Origin of the sequence: Streptomyces coryli, assembly GCF_011044975.1 — a bacterium.
GTDB lineage: Bacteria > Actinomycetota > Actinomycetes > Streptomycetales > Streptomycetaceae > Streptomyces > Streptomyces coryli.
Genome location: NZ_JAAKZV010000018.1, coordinates 1 through 17,716 on the forward strand (window position 1 = coordinate 1; position 17,716 = coordinate 17,716).

Annotated in this window: 16 protein-coding genes; 6 read left to right on the forward strand and 10 right to left on the reverse strand. The window is 72.5% G+C overall.

Features of this window, described 5'->3' with window-relative positions:
* Positions 1 to 85: 85 nt before the first annotated feature.
* The 4 genes from G5C51_RS06815 to G5C51_RS42885 all read left to right on the forward strand — a co-directional run bounded on the left by G5C51_RS06815 (position 86) and on the right by G5C51_RS42885 (position 3,809).
* Complete coding sequence (locus G5C51_RS06815; RefSeq protein ID WP_165233345.1) at positions 86 to 763, forward strand: hypothetical protein; 678 nt, start codon at positions 86 to 88, stop codon at positions 761 to 763.
* Positions 764 to 803: 40 nt separating this feature from the next.
* Entirely contained in the window at positions 804 to 2,021 is a 1,218-nt protein-coding gene (locus G5C51_RS06820) for a hypothetical protein (RefSeq protein ID WP_165233348.1), read from the forward strand.
* Positions 2,022 to 2,093: 72 nt separating this feature from the next.
* Positions 2,094 to 2,870 (forward strand): sugar isomerase domain-containing protein, encoded by a 777-nt coding sequence (locus tag G5C51_RS06825; RefSeq protein ID WP_165233351.1) that lies wholly within the window; start codon positions 2,094 to 2,096, stop codon positions 2,868 to 2,870.
* Positions 2,871 to 2,876: 6 nt separating this feature from the next.
* Positions 2,877 to 3,809 (forward strand): BadF/BadG/BcrA/BcrD ATPase family protein, encoded by a 933-nt coding sequence (locus tag G5C51_RS42885; RefSeq protein ID WP_165233354.1) that lies wholly within the window; start codon positions 2,877 to 2,879, stop codon positions 3,807 to 3,809.
* Between the two features lie 102 nt (positions 3,810 to 3,911).
* Here the strand turns inward: G5C51_RS42885 and G5C51_RS06835 are convergent, their stop codons facing one another.
* The 6 genes from G5C51_RS06835 to G5C51_RS06860 all read right to left on the reverse strand — a co-directional run bounded on the left by G5C51_RS06835 (position 3,912) and on the right by G5C51_RS06860 (position 12,156).
* Complete coding sequence (locus tag G5C51_RS06835) at positions 3,912 to 5,993, reverse strand: outer membrane protein assembly factor BamB family protein (RefSeq protein WP_165233357.1); 2,082 nt, start codon at positions 5,991 to 5,993, stop codon at positions 3,912 to 3,914.
* 44 nt (positions 5,994 to 6,037) lie between these two features.
* Positions 6,038 to 6,991: an acetylxylan esterase gene (locus tag G5C51_RS06840; RefSeq protein ID WP_165233360.1), complete on the reverse strand. Its 954-nt coding sequence runs from the start codon at positions 6,989 to 6,991 to the stop codon at positions 6,038 to 6,040.
* Positions 6,992 to 6,997: 6 nt separating this feature from the next.
* Complete coding sequence (locus tag G5C51_RS43995) at positions 6,998 to 9,040, reverse strand: outer membrane protein assembly factor BamB family protein (RefSeq protein ID WP_165233363.1); 2,043 nt, start codon at positions 9,038 to 9,040, stop codon at positions 6,998 to 7,000.
* 38 nt (positions 9,041 to 9,078) lie between these two features.
* Positions 9,079 to 10,086: a hypothetical protein gene (locus G5C51_RS06850; RefSeq protein ID WP_165233365.1), complete on the reverse strand. Its 1,008-nt coding sequence runs from the start codon at positions 10,084 to 10,086 to the stop codon at positions 9,079 to 9,081.
* A 22-nt stretch (positions 10,087 to 10,108) separates the two neighbouring features.
* Positions 10,109 to 11,071 carry a hypothetical protein gene (locus tag G5C51_RS06855; RefSeq protein ID WP_165233369.1) on the reverse strand — a complete coding sequence of 321 codons (963 nt, stop codon included), beginning with the start codon at positions 11,069 to 11,071 and terminating at the stop codon, positions 10,109 to 10,111.
* Between the two features lie 101 nt (positions 11,072 to 11,172).
* Positions 11,173 to 12,156 (reverse strand): LLM class flavin-dependent oxidoreductase, encoded by a 984-nt coding sequence (locus tag G5C51_RS06860; protein ID WP_165233372.1) that lies wholly within the window; start codon positions 12,154 to 12,156, stop codon positions 11,173 to 11,175.
* Positions 12,157 to 12,258: 102 nt separating this feature from the next.
* On the opposite strand from G5C51_RS06860, the gene G5C51_RS06865 reads away from it, so the two are divergent.
* Positions 12,259 to 13,236 (forward strand): dihydrodipicolinate synthase family protein, encoded by a 978-nt coding sequence (locus G5C51_RS06865; RefSeq protein WP_165233375.1) that lies wholly within the window; start codon positions 12,259 to 12,261, stop codon positions 13,234 to 13,236.
* A 17-nt stretch (positions 13,237 to 13,253) separates the two neighbouring features.
* On the opposite strand, the gene G5C51_RS06870 is transcribed toward G5C51_RS06865, so the two are convergent.
* The 4 genes from G5C51_RS06870 to G5C51_RS06885 form a co-directional block, all read right to left on the reverse strand.
* On the reverse strand, positions 13,254 to 13,715 hold the full coding sequence (locus G5C51_RS06870) for a VOC family protein (RefSeq protein ID WP_165233378.1): 462 nt from the start codon (positions 13,713 to 13,715) through the stop codon (positions 13,254 to 13,256).
* Positions 13,716 to 13,789: 74 nt separating this feature from the next.
* Complete coding sequence (locus G5C51_RS06875) at positions 13,790 to 14,530, reverse strand: amidohydrolase family protein (protein ID WP_165233381.1); 741 nt, start codon at positions 14,528 to 14,530, stop codon at positions 13,790 to 13,792.
* On the reverse strand, positions 14,530 to 15,276 hold the full coding sequence (locus G5C51_RS06880) for an amidohydrolase family protein (protein ID WP_165233384.1): 747 nt from the start codon (positions 15,274 to 15,276) through the stop codon (positions 14,530 to 14,532). Before G5C51_RS06880 ends, G5C51_RS06875 begins: the two co-directional genes overlap by 1 nt.
* A complete protein-coding gene (locus G5C51_RS06885) occupies positions 15,273 to 16,397 on the reverse strand; it encodes a DegT/DnrJ/EryC1/StrS family aminotransferase (protein ID WP_165233387.1) in 1,125 nt (374 codons plus the stop codon). The genes G5C51_RS06880 and G5C51_RS06885 overlap by 4 nt, the downstream gene beginning before the upstream one ends.
* A gap of 241 nt (positions 16,398 to 16,638) precedes the next feature.
* Between G5C51_RS06885 and G5C51_RS06890 the strand changes: the two genes are divergently transcribed.
* Complete coding sequence (locus G5C51_RS06890) at positions 16,639 to 17,715, forward strand: mandelate racemase/muconate lactonizing enzyme family protein (protein ID WP_165233390.1); 1,077 nt, start codon at positions 16,639 to 16,641, stop codon at positions 17,713 to 17,715.
* Position 17,716 lies beyond the last annotated feature (1 nt).

The following is a 17,716-nucleotide window of genomic DNA, read 5'->3' on the forward strand; positions in this document are numbered from 1 at the left end:
GGGTATTGCGGGCGCTGCGGGTGTTGGGGGTCCTGCGGGCGCACCGGGCGCCCGGAGCGCGCCGGGCGCGACGACCATCCCGCCCGTGCCGTCCGCCCCGCCCGTGATCGGCTTCCTTCAGGGCCCGGCCGGCGACGCCAGCCCCCGTTCGCTGCGCCGTGCGCGGGACTTCGCCGAGGTGGCGCGGTTCGGCGCGGTGCTGGCCGGGCCGATCCTGCGCGCCCTGCACGACGACGCCCGGCCGCTGCCGCCCGGGGCGGCTCCGCAGGTGCTGCGCGACACCGTCGAACTGCCCGTGCGCCCTCGTCCCACCGCCGCCGACGCCGCGCGCGAACTCGCCACCGCCGAGGCCGGGTTCCAGCCCCTGGCCGACACTCCCCAGACGCCGGCCGCACGGATCGCGGCCACCCGGCTGGACGGCGCCCGCCGCCAGGTCCGCATGGCGGAGGCGGAGCTGCCGGACACGCTTGAGCTGCCGATCAGCGTGGTCACCTTCGGCGGCCTCGCCTGGGTGCACCTGCCGGTGGAGCTGACCGCCGCCCTCGCCGAACGCATCCTCAAGGCCGGCGACCCGGCCGCCGGCACGCGCGTGGTGGGCTACAGCGACGGCTATTTCGGTTACGTGACCGAGCCGGAAGCGCACGAGCTGGATACGTACGAGGCCCTGAGCAGTCTCTTCACCCCCGAGGCCGGCGAGCGGCTGGTCGCCGCCGCGACGGCGCTGCTGGAGCGAGCGGTCCGCGACCGGCCGCGGCTAGGATGATCCGCTGCAAGGTCATCGTCGTCCGCTGGAGAGATTCCGCATGGTCACCGTGGGTGTCGTCGGGCCGCACGACCTGACGGCGTCGACCTGCAAGGTTGTGGAGGCCACGCCCGGCGTCACGCCCGTCGCCCTCCCGTACCGCGCGGAGACGCAGGCCGCGGACGTCGTACGCGATGCACCGGCGGATGTGGACGTGTGGCTGTTCACGGGCGTCATGCCGTACGAGGCGGCAGCGGCGGCCGGGCTGCTCGACCGGCCGGCCGCTTACGTCGCCTACTCGGGCGCGACCCTCCTCAACGCGGTCATTCAGCTGATGCGGGACGGTCTCGACCCGTCCTCATTCAGCATCGACATCCTCGAAGCCGCGCAGGTGGAGGAGACCCTGAAGGAGGCGGGCATCGGCACGGCGGGCGTCCGCGTCCTGCCGTATCGCCGCGGGCTGACCGCCGCCGACATCGTGGCGTTCCACCGGGAGTGCGCGGCGGACGGTGCCGGGGCCGCCATCACGTGTCTGCGGTCCGCCTACGGCACGCTGCGGAACGAGACCACGGCGATCCGGCTGGCGCCGTCGATCCACTCGGTCCGCTACGCGCTGCAGCAGCTGCTCGTCGCGGTGGGCGAGGCGCGCTCCGGCGACGCGCAGGTGGCGGTCGGGCTGTGCGAGGCGCCGGCGGGGGCCGAGGAGGATCTGCGGCGCGAGGCGGCCGGGCTCGGCGGGACCGTGGTGCCCGCGGGGGACGGCCGATTCCTGATCTTCACCACCCGGGGGCCGCTGGAGGCCGCGGCCGCGGGCTTCACGGAACTGCCGATGGTCGCGCAACTCGGCGCGGCCCACGGGCGGATCCGGCTCGGCTTCGGGGTCGGGGCTACGGCAGCCGAGGCCGAGACGCTAGCCCGGCGCGCGCTCGGCCGGGCCGGGAGCCTGGAGAGGTCGGCGGCGGTGGTCTCGCTGCGCAACGACATCGACCTCACGCTGTCGGGCGCCGCCGCGCGTTCCCAGAAACGGCCCTCCCTGTCGCTGCTGAGTGAGCGCGCGGGACTGTCGAAGGCCACCCTCGTGCGGCTGCAGGAGATGCTCGCCGCGCAGGACGAACCGACGGTCACCACCCGCTCGGTCGCCGCCGCGCTGGGCGTACAGCAGCGGACCGCGCGCCGGCTGCTCAATCGCCTGGAGCGGGCGGGTGCCGCCCGTCCGACCGGGCGGCAGGGCCTCGAGGGCAGCGGCCGTCCGCTGGTTACGTACCGGCTGCATCTTTAGATCTTGACTTCACTGCGTGCCGCGTGTTGGCTAATTACGGTCCTAGCCGAAATTAAGCGCGAGGGGTGTCGAGTGATCGAAGAGACGACTGCCGCAGCGGACTTGGCCGACACCTATGCCGCGACCGCGCTGGCCCAGCTCGGCCGCGTGGTCGAGCTGCAGCGCGACGCCATCGCCGCCGGGGGAGCGGCCATCGCCGGGGCCCTTGCCTCGGGCGGCATCCTGCATGCGTACGGGACGGGGCACTCGCGCAGCGTGGCACTTGAGCTGGTCGCGCGGGCCGGCGGCCTGATCCCCACCAATCTGCTCGCCATCAAGGACCTGGTGCTGTGGGGCGACCGGCCGCCGGAATCGATCCGCGATCCGAAGCTGGAGCGCGAATCCGGCGTCGCCGAGGCCGTGCTCGGTCTGCACGACGTGCGGGCAGGCGATGTCATGGTCATCGCGTCCAACTCCGGGCTCAACCCCGCCATTGTCGAGATGGCGCGGCTGGTGCGGGACCGGTCGGTGCCGGTGATCGCCATCGGCTCGGTCGAGCACAGCCGGACGATGGCCAGTCGGGATGCTTCGGGGACGTCGCTCTTCGACAATGCGGATGTCGTCGTGGACACCCTCACGCCGGCGGGGGACGCGGTCGTCCCTCTGCCGAGCGGCGGGTACGCCTGCGGTACGTCGACGCTGAGCGCTGTGCTTGCCGCCCAGTTGCTGGTCGCCCGCGCGATCGAGGAGCTCGAGCGGAAGGGCGTGCACATCCCCGTCTACCGCTCGATGAACACCAGCGGCGCCGACGCCCCGAACGCGGAGGCGGAGCGCGCGTGGGCCGGGCGGCTGCGGCCGGTCGAGGCCTGAGCGCTGGTGGACGAAAGGATCGTAGTCGCCGTCGACCAGGGCAAGTCGGGTACGCGCGCCGCTGCTTGCGCAGGTGACGGCGAGCGTCGCCAGGCTGTTGCCGCCGGCGCTGAGCCCGGCACCACCGGGGTCCACGGCGTTGTCGCCGCGGTCGCGGGGCTTCGGCTTCCGCGTCGTCCACCCGACGTGGTGGCCGTCGGCACCACTGCGGCACCCGCGGGTCCTGACGAGCGCGGCGAGCTGGCCCGGCTGCTACGGCACAGGCTGGGCGCGCGCCGGGTCCTCGTCGCCGAGGATTCCGTTACGGCCCATCTCGGCGCCCTCGGCGGGGCGCCCGGGGTCGTGGTGTCCGCCGGGACGGGCGCCGTTGCGATGTGGTCGGACGGCCAACGGTGCGTCCGCGTGGACGGGTTGGGTCCGATTCTGGGGGATCACGGCAGTGGTGCGGACATCGGGCGCGCCGGCCTGCGCGCGGCCTTCTCCGCCGCCGAGGGCCGCGGCCCCGCGACCGCCCTGGTGGAGCCGGCGCGGCAGCACCTAGGCGGGCTCGGCCTGGACGGCGCCCGGCGGCTGCACGCGTCCTCCAGCCCCACCGAACTCGTCTCGGCCTTCGCGATCGCCGTGCTACGCGCCGCCGGGGAAGGCGACGCGGTGGCCGCCGAGATCGCCGCCCGCGCCGCCGACGCTCTCGCCACCAGCGCGGCACTGGCCGCGGAGCCCGGCCTGGCCGCCGACCCCGCACCCGCGCGCCCGCGGTGCTGCGCCGTAGGACGTCTCATGCGCAGCGAGGCGCTCGCCGCCGCCTTCACCCGGCGGGCCACCGAGTTGGGCCTCACCGTGGCCGCCCCCCACGCCGACGCCCTCGCCGGCGCCATGCTGCTCGCCACGAACGGCCCCGGCCCGGCCTTCGCTGACCTCGTGGGGGCGGCCGGCCACTGAACTCCCCCCCCCCCGTCCGGGCGCCGGCGACCCCGGGGTATCGAGGGCTGCCGCGGATGCGCGGGGCCGCCGCCTTCTGCTTCACCGCCGCCGCAGCGCCAGCTAGTACCACTTCACCTCGAGCAGCTTCCCGCCCTGGACGTAGAACTTGTTCGGTCCCGGTGACACGGCCGCGAAGGACGTTTTGTAGTTCGGGCCCGTGTCGGTGAGGGTGTCCGGATCGATGCGCCTCGTCATCCCGTTGGTCGTGTAGATGGCGTTGTCGCCGGGGTCGTACGCCATGTTCACCGCTCGCGGCTGGAAGTTGGTCACGGTGTCCCAGGCGTACGGGAACTGCTCCACCGAGCGGAGCAGTTTCCCGGAGGCCGGGTCCAGCTCGAAGACCGTGCCGTAGGACTGGCCGAAGAGCCGGCCCTGGCCGTCGAAGGTGAGGCCGGCGATGCCCTGCTCCTTCGGGAGTGGCGTGGACCGCCAGCGGACCTCGCCGGATGCCGCGTCCAGGGCGAAGGCCTGGCCGGGGTGCTTGGAGCCGTCGGCGTTGCAGCAGCCGAGGGTGCCGCCGTAGACGGTGCCGTCGCGGTAGGTCAGCGCGGAGATCTGGTTCGCGCCCGTGGCCAGGCCCGAGGTCCAGGTGCGCTTCTCGCCCGTCGCCGGGTCGTAGAGGGTGACCGCGCCGTTGGCCTGGCTGTTCTTGGGGGAGGTGCCCACGGCGACGTAGCGGCCGGCGCTGACGACCGTCCATGGTCGTTCCTGGCCCTCGGACTTGAGGTCAAACAGGAGCTTGGGGTTGGTGGCCCCGTAAGGCTTGGCCGGGTCGTACTCCCAGAGCTGGGCGTTCGGGTAGACCCCGAAGTACATCTTCCCGTCGTGCGCGCCCATCCCCTCGATCTGGTGGGCGTACGGGTGGGTCTGCCACTTGGTGGTCGCCGGGTCGTACACGGCCAGGCCGCCCTGGAAGTAGCCGCCCGCGTAGATCCGCCCGTCCGGGCCCTTCGCGAGGGACCGTGGTGCGGTCGGCGTCCCCCTCAGGCCATCCAGATGGCCGAAGGTGCCGGTCTTCGTCACGGTGTCGTAGCGCCAGAGATCGCCGCCCGACGTGGCGCCGACGATGGTCTCGTGGCCGGTCGCCGGATCGGTCACCCGGCCCAGGCCCTTTCCGGCGCCGAGGCCGCCCTTGTCGGCCTGTTCGGTGCCGCCCTTGAAGCCGGTCCCGGTCAGGACACCGCGCTTCGGGTCGTAGCGCTTCAGCTCGCCCGAGTCGACGAGGTATACCTGGCCCTGATCATCCGCGGAGGTGATCGTCTGGCCGCCGTAGCCCGCGATCTTGTGCTCCCACTCCAGGGTCTTGAGGTTGAGCACCCACCCGACCGAGGCGGAGGTGCCGCCGGAGAAGAGGACGTAGAGATAGCCGCCCTCGTTCTCGAGCTGGTAGGCGTACTTGTCGGTGGGCATGCCCGGTGGCGGCGGGATCTCGACGCGCTTTCCGCTCTTCGGGTCGACCTGCCACAGGGCGGTGTTCGGGCCCAGGCCCGCGTAGATCTTGCCCTCCGCGTGTTCCACGGAGCGTACGTAGCCGTACTTCGCGCCCCAGTCCCCGTAGTCGCGGTACTTCCGGGTGCTCGGGTCCCACGAGAAGAGCTTCCCGCCCGGCAGCGGCGCCGGACCGAAGAACTCGCTGGTCCCGAAGTAGAAGACGCCCTGTTCGTCGGTGTCGCCCTCCCAGGTGAAGCTGGTCCGCGGGGACGGCCGTCCCAGGTCCTCGATCTTCTCTGCCTGCCAGGGCAGCCGGTAGACGTGGCCGAAGCCGTACGAGCTGACGAACACCGTGCCCCGCTTGTCGACGGACACGCCCCACGCGCCCTGGGCGCCGGTGTCCGGCGGCTGCTCGGTCGAGGAGGAGTCGGGGACGTGGAGCGGGATCATGCGCAGGACCTTCGAGGAGAACGTGTCGATCTCCGCGAGATAGGCGGGCTTGCCGCTCACCGTGAGATAGGTCCGCACCGAGCCATCCGGCATCCGGGCGGTCTCGCCGCCCGCCGCGGTGGTGGAGGTGAGCGGGATCTCGCCGCGGTCCCACGTTTCGGGCGCCGCCGCCGAGGCCGGGGGTGGTGCCCCGACGCCGGTGACGGCGAGTGCTGCCACCAGCATCGTCATCACGATGAGCAATCGTCGCCACCGGATCATCGTTCGCTCCATCCTGGAATGAGAAGCCGAAGAAGTCGGAAAACTCAGAAGTCGCCGAGCCCGCGCAGGAAATCGATCCGCTCCATGGCGTGGAGCGCCCCGCCGCCCTCGTGCTCGTTGAAGGGGTAGACCCGGATGTCCGCCGGCCCGGCGTAGTGGTGGTACGCCGCGTACACCGTCGACGGCGGGACCACCGGGTCCATCAGCGCCACCGAGAACAACGCCGGCGCCGTCGCCCGCGCCGCGAAGTTCATGCCGTCGAAATAGCTCAGCGTCCGGAACGTCTCCTCCGCCAACTCCGGCCGCTTGCGCAGGAACTGGGCCACCTCAAGGAACGGCACCCGGTCGGAGACCAGCGCCCCGCGCCGGTGGTCGCACAGGAACGGCACATCGGGGAGCACCGCGTCCAGCCCCGCCACCAGCCCGGACACCGCCAGCGCCAGACCGCCGCCCTGGCTCGGTCCCGCCGCCGCGAGCAGCTCCGCGCCCACCAGGTCGCGGGCCGCGTCCACCGCCCGTACCGCATCGGTGATCAGACGCCGCAGATAGTGCGCCTCCGGATCGTGCGCGCCCTGCGTCATGAACCCGGGCTCGTGCGGCCCGGAGGACACGGGGGAGATGTCCCCCGTGTCCCCGCGGGAGTGCCCGCGCGCGTCGACCACGAAGTGCGCGAGCCCGCAGGCCGCGTACAGCAGATGCTCGTGTACGCGGCCGCGGCCCACGCCGTACCCCTGGAACTCCACCACGCACCAGCGGGCCGCCCGCCCCCGCGGCAGCACCAGCCAGCCCCGGACCGGCTCGCCCGCCCACCCGGCGAAGGTCACGTCGTACGTGTCGACGGCGCGGACGCCTACGTCGACGCGGACGGCCTTCGGCGGGTCGGTGACCGTACGGGCCGCGTCCAGGGTCTTGGCCCAGAACGCGTCGAAGTCCGGCTCGTGGGTGAGCGCGGGACGGTAGCGTTCCAGCTGGTCCAGGGGCAGGTCGAGCATCGGCATCAGCCGCTACGCCACCTTCCACGCCAGCAGTTCGGCGTCCTTGGCGAAGAGCAGCTCGCCCGCGTTGTAGACCATCCGCAGGGCGGGCTGGTCGAACAGCGGCTGCCACTTGCGGCTGTTGGTGTCCACCTTGATCACGTGCTTCCCGCCGACGTGCGCGTACAGCGTGCTGCCGTCGTCGGCCAGGGCGAGCTGGCCGGCGCCGCCGCCGTCGCCCTCGGTGGTGTTGAGGGTGTGCAGCGTGCGGCCCGTCTCCGGGTCGAGCCGCAGCACGTCGCCGTCCACGATCGCCCAGAGGCGGCCGGCCTCGTCCCGGGTGATGGCCGAGATGGTCTTGGCCTTCGCCGACGGGTTGACCTCCCAGAGCTTCTTGCCGGTGGCCACGTCGTAGGCGAAGACGGTGGCCTTGTCCTGGGTGGGCGGGGTGGTCGAGATGCCGCCGGCGACCGTGGTGGTGCCGTAGACGACGCCGTCGCCCGCGGTGAGGGAGGTGATGCCCTCGTCCTTGACGAACTGGTCGAGGACCTTCTCCTGCTTGCCGGTCTTCTCGTCCAGCACGGCGAGGCTGCCGCCCAGGGTGTCGCCGGAGGGGGTGGACCCGGTCACGATCTTCCCCGCGGTCACCGCCAGGCCCTGCAGCCGGCTCTGGGTGTGGGAGTGCAGGTCGAGGAGCTTGGCCGGGTTCTCCGTGCCGCTCGGCGGCTCATCGCTGTACTCCGAGCTGTACCAGGGCTTTGCCGGGTCGTGACGGTAGACCCGGGCGTCGGGGTAGGCGCCGATGAGCAGGCCGTTCGAGGTCGGCAGCAGCGACTCGATCTGGCTGAAGCGCTCGTACGTCGCCTTGCCGTCCGCCGTCGATACGGTCGCGAGGCCGCCCTGCAGGAACCCGCCCGCGTAGACCTTGCCCTTGCCCGCGGAGGCGAGCGCGAGGATCTGGGTCGGCTGCCCTGGCACGCTGCTGCGCACCGTTGCGGACTTCCCGGTCTCTGGGTTGTAGCGGAACATCAGGCCGCGCCACGTCAGCCCGACGATGCTGTCGCCCGGGAAGCCGTCGCCCTCGACCGGCGCCCAGCCGATGCCGCGGGTGTTCACGATCCGGCCGTACGACTTCAGGCCGGTGCGCTGCTGGGCCTGCGTCTCGGGGTTGTAGCCGATGAGCTCCGCGGAGCCCGCCTCGAACTGCCGGTAGAACCAGACCCGTCCGTCCGGGCCCGGCGGGGAGACGTCGAGGCCTGCCGCGCCCTCCACCGTGTCCGTCCAGGCGCCCTTGGTGAGGTCGTAGACCCGCAGCGGTCCTGGGAAGGTGCCTTCGCGGGCGTAGAGGAAGTTGCCGTGGGCGCGCAGGTCGTTGACGATCTTCCCCTTGGGCTCCGTCATCCCGGGCGGCGCGGGCAGCTGGCGCTTCGCGCCGGTGGCCGGGTCGAGTTCGGTGACCTTCCAGGAGGAGTACGCGCCCGCGTAGATCTTGCCGTTCGCGTACGCGATGCTCTTCACATAGGTCTCGCCCGCCGCCATGGCGCCGAAGTCCTTGAACTGCTTCGTCTCCGGGTTCCAGCTGAAGACCTTGCCGCCGGGCGAGGTGCCGCCGTAGACGGTGCCGTCCGGTGCGATGACGATGCCCCACACGTAGGTCTCGCCCGCGATCGGGACGCCCAGGTCCTCGGCCTTGGTGGCGCCCGGCGCCAGCCGGAAGAGCTTGCCGTCGCCGTACGTGCCCGCGTAGACCGTGCCGTCCTTCGCCTGCTCCACGCCGTACGCCCCGGAGGAGCCGGGGAGCGGCACGTTCAGCAGCGGCTTGCCCGAGGTGGGGTCGACCGCGCTGAGGGAAGCGGGGGTGCCGGAGGTGGCCGTCCAGATCACCTTCTTGCCGTCGGCCATCGTGCCGACGGTGCCGCCCAGGTGGAGGACGTCCTTCAGCGGCGTCCCCAGGGAACGCGGGCCTTCGGGGGCCGCGGCGTCGCCGGCGGATGCGGACTGCAGGCCGGTCGCGGCGAGCACGGCGACCAGCGCCGCGATCACCGCCAGGAGCATCGTTCTCGGTTGCCGCACAGGGCTTCCTCTCTCAATGGGGGGGGTACTGGCGTGGGTCAGCTGGGGACGGCGAAGAGATGCGTCATCGCCGAGGTGTGGTTGGGGGTGTCGCCGGACTGGCCGGTGGAGTCGGTGAGCCCGGACGCCGCGCCGCCGACCGAGCCGATGTCGCCGCCGGTGTGGGTGGTCGTCACCTGGGCGTGCACCTTGTCGCAGCCGGGGGCCAGCGTCACGATCGTGTAGAGCGGGATGGCGGCGTGGTTCACGCCGCGGGGCACCGACTCCGTCGTGGTCGCGGCGGGGGCGCTCCCGCAGCCCGTACCGCCCGACGTGGTGGCGGTGAGCGTGAACTTGGCCGCGGAGTAGTTGGCGGTGCACGGCTCCGTGCCCGCGCAGCGGTGGTACTCCACGTCGGCGATGACGGCGAGCTTGGAGTAGCCCGGCGGCAGGGTGCGGTCGAGGACCGGCGCGGTGGTGGTGCCGGTGACCGGGAGGTTGCCCTCGGGGAGGGACTTCTGCAGGGCGAGGCCGCTCGCGTCCTCGCCGACCGAGGTGTCGGCGAAGCGCAGATTGCCCGAGACGGTCTCCTTGGCCACGTAGGCGGAGGTCGACGCGGTGCGCAGGTAGAGCGTGCAGTTCAGGGTGCCTGAACTGGTCGCGGAGACCAGGAAGCGGGTGATGATGTTGATGTCCCGGTGGGCCGGGTCGCCGGTCGACGGGAGTACGTTCTCGCCCATCACGACGTTCGAGCTGCCGGCGCCCGAGCAGCGGACCTCGTTGTCGACGAGGTTGACCTGGTCGGCGGCGTAGGCGCGCAACTCCGAGTACACGTAGGCCGTCTGGCCCGCGGTCACGGTGGTGCTGATGGTCGCCATCGGGACGACCTTCTGGGTCGCGGGCGTCCCCACCGGAGGCGCCTTCGGGATGTCCATGATCACGGTCGGGCCGAAGTCCTGCGAGGTGGCGGCGTCGGCCGTGCCGGTGCCCATCAGGACGCCGGCGAACGCGGCGAGGGCGGCGGTCGAGGCCACCACGAGCCGTCTGAACCGGGCGTGCGTTTTCATGATTCCTCCGGGAGTCTCCGATTTACGGAACGAACACCGCACCCACGCTCTGGTTATTGGCCTCGATCTTGAAGGAGTTGAAGTCCGCGTTCGCCGTGGTCCGGGTGTACGAGACGAAGTCGCGCGAGCCGCAGGACGTGTCGACGGGGACGTCGGTCAGCCAGGTGTTGATGCGGTAGTGATGCACGGTGGTGGTGACGGTGGTCCCGGCCAGCGGACCGTTGGTGGTGGTGCGGCAGACCGAGCCGTCGGCCTTGAGCTGGTTGAGCACCAGCTGCGTGCCTACGTAGGACCGGGTGCCGTCCATCCGGGCGCCCAGGGACCGTGAGCAGAGGCCCTTGTCGGGGCCGTAGCAGACGGTGATGCTGACATCCCCGATCGCCTGGACCTTCGTCGCCGAGGTAGGCGCGGTGAAGGAGACGGGGTTCGCGTTCACCGAGCTGTTGACCAGTTGGCTGGTGCTGAAGGTCTGCTGGACGGCGGCGATGTCGTCGTTGACGTCCTGCAGATACGAGGCCGCCAGCACCGTGATCGCCCCGGCGGCGTCGGCGGCGTGGTTGACGAACTGCGCGTACACGGAGCAGGTCAGCGCCGTGTCGGCGGGCGCGGTGACGAAGCCGCGGGTGAGCATGGCGGTGCGGGTGTTCGCGAGCACGTTCTGGCCGCTGACCAGTTGGGCGTGGTTCGTGGTCTCGCCGGGCCGCCGGCAGTAGATCATGTGCGAGACCTCGGTGACCTGCGCCGCGTCGTCCACGTGCAGCTTGCTGCTCAGATAGCGGGTCGACCCCGCCGGCACCGTGACCTGGCCGCCCAGGGAGCGGGTGGTCTTGGCGCCGGACGGGGTGCTGGACGGGTCGCTCGCGTAGCGGCCGGGCGCCGAGATCGGCACGGCGGCTGCGGCCCGGGCGTCGCCCGGCGCCATCGACATCGATACGGCAAGTGCCAGCGCACCAGCCAGTGAAGCCCTGATCAGTGCCGTCCTCATGTGGGCGCTCCCAGCGTCTTCCACTATTACGGACCGGACCGTAATTCCGAAAGAAAATAGGGTGGCCGGGGGATCACGTCAAGGGAGGCGGGAGACGGGCTTCAGCGCGTGAGGCGCGGGAGCACGTCCTTGCCGAAGGTCTCGATCGCGCGCAGGGCGTCGGCCTGCGGCATGCCCGGCGGCTGGATGCGCAGGATGACGCCGTCCGCGCCCATGTCCGCGTAGCCGCCGAGGCGTTCGGCGCACTCGTCCGGCGAGCCGATCACGCCGCGGGCCTCGATGTCGTCCCACTGCTGGGCATAGCGCGCGGCGTCCGCCGACGTGCGCTTCCAGTCGCCGTACGCGTCGTAGAGCCCGCGCAGCGGCTCCTCCAGGGCCTTACGGGCGTCCTGCGAGGTCGGGGCGGCGTACCCCTCGCGGCAGACGATCACCTCGGCGCCGAGGGTGTCGGGGCCGCGCTCGTAGCCGCGGTACTCGGCGATCTTCTCGGGAAGTTCGGCGTCGAGCTCGTTGAACGAGGTCGTCCAGCCGTCGCACATTCGCGCCGTGCGGGCGAGGGCGGCGGAGACCCGGCCGCCGTTCCAGATCCGCGGGCGCGGGGACTGGGCCGGGCGGGGCGAGAGGAAGGCGTCGGTGAGCGTGGTGAAGCGGCCTTCGTGGCTGACCGACTCCTCGGTCCACAGCCGCTTGACCAGGTCGAGGCACTCCGTGAAGCGGGCGACGCGGTCGCGCGGCTCGGTGCCGTACAGCGCGAACTCCTCCGGGCGGTAGCCCAGCACGAAGCCGGCCGTGAGGCGGCCGCCGGAGAGCACGTCGATGTGGGCGAGGGTCTCGGCCAGCCAGGCCGGGTGGTAGACCGGGGCGATCAGCCCGGCCGTCGCCAGGCCGATGCGGTCGGTGTGGGCCGCCAGCCAGGTGAGCGAGGTCAGCGCCTCGTGGTAGCCGGGGCGGTGCAGGTGGCGCTCGCCGAGCACCACCCAGTCGAAGCCCGCCTCCTCCGCCAGCCTGGCCTGCTCCACCGCGTCGGCCAGCTGGGGTCGGTCGGACTGGTCGGCGTAGAGGTTCACATACAGGCCGAGTCGCATGTGGTGGGCGCCTTTCTCTTTACGGTCCGGGCCGAAAAGGCTAGCGTGCGGGGGGCAGTTGAGGAAGAGCCTTTGGGCGGAGATCGGAAAAGGGACGGGCGCATGGCACAGGAACTGATCAGCCGGCTGCGCGGCACGACGCTGCCCGCGGTGCTCACGCCGATGCGCGCGGACGGCGCCGTCGACTTCGACGCCCTCGACGCGTACGCGGCCGCCCTCGCGGCCAAGCCCATCGGCGGCGTGGCGGTATGGGCGCACACCGGCCGCGGCCTGTACCTGAGCGAGAGCGACCGGGCCACGGTGTTGCGCGCCTGGCGGGCGGCGACCACCCGCCCGGTGATCGCCGGCGTCGGGGTGCCGCGGGACGCGCGGCCGTCCGCGGACTCCGCCGAGTCCGCCATCGAGGAGTCGGTCGAGGCCACGGTGCGGATGGCGGTGTCCGCGGCGGCGCTGGGCGCGGACGCTGTGATGGTCTACCCGCTCGCCTCCTTCACCGCGCTCGCCGACGGCCACGAGCGCGCGGTCGCGCTGCACGAGCGGGTCGCCGCCGAGAGCGGACTGCCGGTGCTGGGCTTCTATCTGCACGGCGAGGCGGGCGGCTACGCGTACCCGCCCGAGCTCATCCACGACCTGCTCACCCTCCCGAGCGCCCTCGGCGTCAAACTCGCCACCCTGGACCGGGCCATGGCCTGCCAGGACGCGATCCGCGCCGCGGAGCCCACCGGGCGCCTCGTCGTGACCGGCGAGGACCGGATGTTCGGCCCGTCGCTGATGTGGGGCGCCGACACCGCGCTGGTCGGCATCGCGGCGGCGCAGGTGGAGCTGACGACGGCGGTGCTGGACGCCTGGACGGCACGCGACGACACCGGCTTCGCACGAGCGTCGAACCGCCTGGACCGCTTCGCGGAGGCCACCTTCTACGCCCCGATCGAGGGCTATGTGCAGCGGATGCTGTGGGCGGCGGTGTGGGAGGGCCTGATCCCGGAGGCGGCGGCGCACGACCCGTACGGCCCGCGCCCCGCGGCGGGGGAGCGGCAGCGGGTGGTGGACGTACTGGAGGAGCTGGCGAAGGAGGCGTGAGGGGTGGCCTCCCGGGGTCAGTCCAGGCAGAATTCGTTGCCCTCGGGGTCGGTCATCCAGATGTGCCCCGCGCCCAGCGGCGGCTCCGGCTCGTAGCGCCGGACCCGCTTCGCGCCCAGGGCGACGAGGCGGTCGCACTCGGCCTCCAGCGCCGCCATCCGCTCCTCGCCCTGCAGGCCGGGGGCGGCGCGGACGTCGAGGTGTACGCGGTTCTTGGCGGTCTTGTCCTCCGGGACCTGCTGGAAGAACAGCCGCGGGCCCTGGCCTTCCGGGTCCTCGACGGCCGAGCGGGTGTTGCGCCGGCCCTCGGGGACGCCCATCTTGGCGAGGAAGTCGTTCCAGGCGGCCAGCGGGTCGGCGCCCTCGGGCAGGTCGACGCCGGGCGGCCCTGGGATGACGTAATCCAGCGCATCGCGCCAGAATCTCGACAGGGCCGCCGGGTCGTGGGCGTCGAAGGTGATCTGGACGTGGCGGCTCATCGGATGCTCCGTTCGCAGCGGGTTTCTGGCCTGGTCTCAGCCTGCCACCGTTTGCGGACAGTCCCGGTCCTCGTTCACTCCGACACGGGCAGCCCGAACAACTCCGCCGCGTTCCGCCACAGCACCCGCTCCAGCTCCGCCGGCGTGAAGTCCGCGTCCCGGACCACGCCCAGCGCCACGCACGGGTCGACCAGCGTCGAGTCCGTGCCGAAGAGCAGCCGCTCCACCGGGACTCCGGCCTTACGGGCGTACGCCACCCGCCCGGCGTCAGCGACCGTGCGGCAGTGCTCCAGATACAGCTGATCGCAGTCCGCCGCCGCGTGCGCCGCCTCCTGCCAGGCGTCGCCGCCCGCGTGGCCGACGATGATCCGCAGCCGCGGCAGGTCCGCGAGCAGGCCTGGCAGCAGCGCCACATCGGTGCCCCACGTGTGCAGCAGCAGCGGCACCCCCGCCTCGTCGAGCATGGCGAAGGCCTCGCGCATCTGCGGTGAGCCGATCGCCCGGCCCGGGTAGGTGGTGTGGATCTTCGCCCCGACGAAGCGTCCCGTGTCCAGGCAGCGCCGCAGGTCCGCCGCGCTCTCCTCGATCCGGTTCGGGTTGACCACCGCGTAGCCACGCAGCCGCGGCTCGCCGGCCAGCACCTCGCGCAGCGCCGCGTTGCCGCCCACCGCGTCGTACGTCACCGCCTCCGAGGCCGACACCACCTGCAGGTCGATGCCGTAGCGGTCCATCAGCTCGAGATTCAGCCGGGCCCCGGCCACGTCCATGTGGAACGGCCACGGGCCCCAGTGCGCGTGCACATCGATGATCGGCATCAGGCGAGCAGCTCCTCGACGTTGCCGCCCGCGATCGCCGCGCGGTCGGCCGCGGAGATACGGGCGTAGCGCAGCCGCAGCGTCTGCGGCGAGATGTCCATGAAGGGCGTACGGGATCCGAAGACCAGGTGCCGCGCGCCCACGCTCTCCACCACGCGCTCCACCGAGTCGGGTGCGGAGAGCATCCGCGTCGTCGCGCGGAAGCCCGGCTCGCGGCGGGCGAGCAGCAGGAAGTCGGCGAGGAAGTAGGCGTGCAGGTCGAGGAAGACCACCTGCGCGCCGCGGTCCGCCAGCGCCGGGCCGTAACGGCGCACATCGCCGTCGTGCAGCAGCACCAGGCCGCGCGCGACGGCCAGCTCGACGACGTGCCGGTAGCCGGGGGAGTCGGGCTCCGGAGCGCCCTGTTCCGCCGTGAACAGCCGCAGGAAGCGCACCCCCGCGGCCGCGAGCGCGTCGAGCTGCGGCTCGGCGGCGAGGGCGTCGCGCAGGTCGACGGTGCCGACGGGGAGCAGGTCCGGGTGGCCGGCGAGGTCCTTGAGCGTCTGCGCGTTGCCCGCGGCCGCGTCGAAGAGGGCGCCGCGGGTGGAGAGGGCGAGGCCGCGCTCGACGGGGGAGTGGGCCAGGCGGTCGCGGACGGCAGCGAGGTCCAGGTCGTACGGGTGGCGGGGCCAGGGGCCGTAGAGGACGTCGACGTCGAAGCGGACGTGCTCCTCGGGGCTCGGTGTGAGCCACGGGTAGGCGGTCATGCGGCGTGCACCCGGCGGATCGCCTCGGCGATGTCCGCCACGTCGTCGGGGGTGTAGGCCTCGTTCCAGGGCAGGACCAGCAGCGTCCGGTCGATCAGCCGCTCGGCCTGCGGGCAGAGCCCGTCCGGGTAGCCGCTGAAGACCGGGTTCGCGTACAGCGGCCGCTCCAGATAGCCCGGCATGGCGGGTACGCCCTCGGCGGCGAGGCCCTTCGCCCAGCGGGCGTTGTCGTCGACCAGGAGCGGGAAGAGCCACCACGCGTGGCCGTCGGGGCGCGGCGGCAGGGTCACGCCGTCCAGGTCGGCCAGGGCGGCGGCGAGCTGTTCGGCGCGCTCACGCCGCACCCGGACCACCTCGGCGACCTTGCCGAGCTGCGCCCGCGCCACCGCCGCGGCGAGCTCGGTGATCCGGTAGTTCAGGCCGGGCTCGCGGTGGATACGGCCCTCGGTGCGGTCCCAGCCCTTGTCGGCGAAGAGCCGCATCCGGCGGGCGAGTTCGGGGTCGTCCGTGATGGCGAGGCCGCCGTCGCCCGCGGTGATGTGCTTGTACTGCTGCAGCGAGAAGCAGGCGATGTCGCCCGTGGTGCCGAGGAGCCGGCCGTCCCCGTCCTCGCCCAGCCACGCCTGCGCGCAGTCCTCGATGAGCAGCAGCCCATGCGCGTCGCAGATCTGCCGCAGCCGGGCGGTGTCCGCGGCGCCGCCGAAGAGGTGCACGGCGATGACGGCGCGGGTGCGTGGGGTGATCGCCGCCTCGACGGCCTCCGGGTCGAGATTGCCGTCCTCCGCCCGTACGTCGGCGAAGACCACCCGGCCACCCTGAGCCAGCACCGGGCCGACCGTGCCGAAGTCCGAGATGGGGGTGGTGATGACCTCGTCGCCGGGGCCGATCCGGGCGGCGGCGACGGCCAGGTGCAGCGCGGCGGTGCCGGAGCTGCACGCCACCGCGGCCTGCCGCCCGTAGAGCTGCGCCATCTCCTCCTCCAGCGCCCGGCCCTCCCCGCCGAACGTGCTGCACAGCACGCCGGAGTCGAGCACCCGGAGCACGGCCGCGCGCTCCTCGGCGCCGATCGTCCGGCCTCCGGGTTCGAGCACCGTGGGCAGTGGCGTGTCCCGTACGGGCATGGCGGCAGGTCCTCTCGACGCGGCGCGATTATGGCCTGGACCGAAAAGTAAGCGCCGTGGTTGCGGACCGTCAAGGTCTCGATCGCCCGTCTCTCGCGTCTCAGCTGCCCAAACCCCGCTTCTTCGCGCCGAGATGAGCATCCGGCCCTTGTTACCGCAGGTTCCGCCAGTTACGGTCTAGGCCGTAACTAGGTCATCGGGCCGGGCTATGCACCCCCGGCCGCAGTGTCAGGAGCCGCGCTTGAGAATCGCCTCGGTCCGTACGCGCGTCGTTTCGGCGCCGTATCTGCGTCCCTTTGTCATCAGCAGCGGCACCAGTCCGCAACTCGTCAGCCTCGTCGTCGAGGTGGAGAGCGCGGACGGCCTCTCGGGTTTCGGCGAGGCCTCGCCGATGACCGCGTTCACCGGCGACACCATGGCCGGGCTGCGGGCGGCCATCGACGACCATCTGGCCCCCGCGCTGACCGGCCTCGACCCCCGCGATCTGGCGGGCGCGCATGCCGCGATGGACGCGGCGATACGCGGCCAGCACCTGGCCAAATCCGCGCTCGACATGGCGCTGCACGACCTGGCCGGACGCAGCACGGGGTGGCCGGTGCACCTGCTGCTCGGCGGACGGGTCAGGGAGAGCGTGCCGACCGCGTGGGTGGTGGGCCTCGGGACGCTGGAGGAGATGACGGCGGAGGCCGTCGAGTACGCGGGCAAGGGCTTCACGCACATCAAGGTGAAGGGCGGTGTGGACCCGGCGCTGGACGTGGAGTTGGTACGGGCCGTACGCGACGGGCTGCCCGCGGGCGTGGAGCTCTCCCTCGACGCCAACGAGGGCTATGACTACGGCACCGCCGCCCGCACCCTTCGGGCGATGGCGGACGCGGGCCTCGACCTGATCGAGCAGCCGCTGCCGCACTGGGACGTGGCCGGCCTCGCCCGGCTGCGCGGCCAGACCGGGGTGCGGGTGATGGCGGACGAGAGCATGCAGTCGCCGCACGACGCGCTGGAGCTCATCCGCCGGGACGCGGTGGACGTCCTGAACATCAAGATCCTCAAGGTCGGCGGCCTCTACCGGGCCCGCCAGATCGCCGCCCTGGCCGAAGCCGCAGGCCTGGCCGTGAAGATCGGCACCATGCCGGAACTGGGCATCGCCACCCTCGCCGCGGTGCACCTCGCGGCCGCCCTCCCGCACGCGACCGTCCCCGCCGACCTGGTGGGCCCGCTGCTGGTGGACCAGGAGCCGCTCGCCCCGACCGCGTTCGCCGCCGCGACCGGCGGGTGGGTGAAGGTGCCGACGGGGGCCGGGCTCGGGCACGAGCTGGGCTAGG

Excerpts from the sequence above, each read along its gene's own strand:
- G5C51_RS06860 (WP_165233372.1), bottom strand. The coding sequence starts at position 12,156 with ATGCGACTCGGCCTGTATGTGAACCTCTACGCCGACCAGTCCGACCGA.
- G5C51_RS06880 (WP_165233384.1), bottom strand. The coding sequence starts at position 15,276 with ATGACCGCCTACCCGTGGCTCACACCGAGCCCCGAGGAGCACGTCCGC.
- G5C51_RS06885 (WP_165233387.1), bottom strand. The coding sequence starts at position 16,397 with ATGCCCGTACGGGACACGCCACTGCCCACGGTGCTCGAACCCGGAGGC.
- G5C51_RS06865 (WP_165233375.1), top strand. The coding sequence starts at position 12,259 with ATGGCACAGGAACTGATCAGCCGGCTGCGCGGCACGACGCTGCCCGCG.
- G5C51_RS06820 (WP_165233348.1), top strand. The coding sequence starts at position 804 with ATGGTCACCGTGGGTGTCGTCGGGCCGCACGACCTGACGGCGTCGACC.
- G5C51_RS06840 (WP_165233360.1), bottom strand. The coding sequence starts at position 6,991 with ATGCCGATGCTCGACCTGCCCCTGGACCAGCTGGAACGCTACCGTCCC.
- G5C51_RS06855 (WP_165233369.1), bottom strand. The coding sequence starts at position 11,071 with ATGAGGACGGCACTGATCAGGGCTTCACTGGCTGGTGCGCTGGCACTT.
- G5C51_RS06850 (WP_165233365.1), bottom strand. The coding sequence starts at position 10,086 with ATGAAAACGCACGCCCGGTTCAGACGGCTCGTGGTGGCCTCGACCGCC.
- G5C51_RS06875 (WP_165233381.1), bottom strand. The coding sequence starts at position 14,530 with ATGCCGATCATCGATGTGCACGCGCACTGGGGCCCGTGGCCGTTCCAC.
- G5C51_RS06835 (WP_165233357.1), bottom strand. The coding sequence starts at position 5,993 with ATGATCCGGTGGCGACGATTGCTCATCGTGATGACGATGCTGGTGGCA.
- G5C51_RS06870 (WP_165233378.1), bottom strand. The coding sequence starts at position 13,715 with ATGAGCCGCCACGTCCAGATCACCTTCGACGCCCACGACCCGGCGGCC.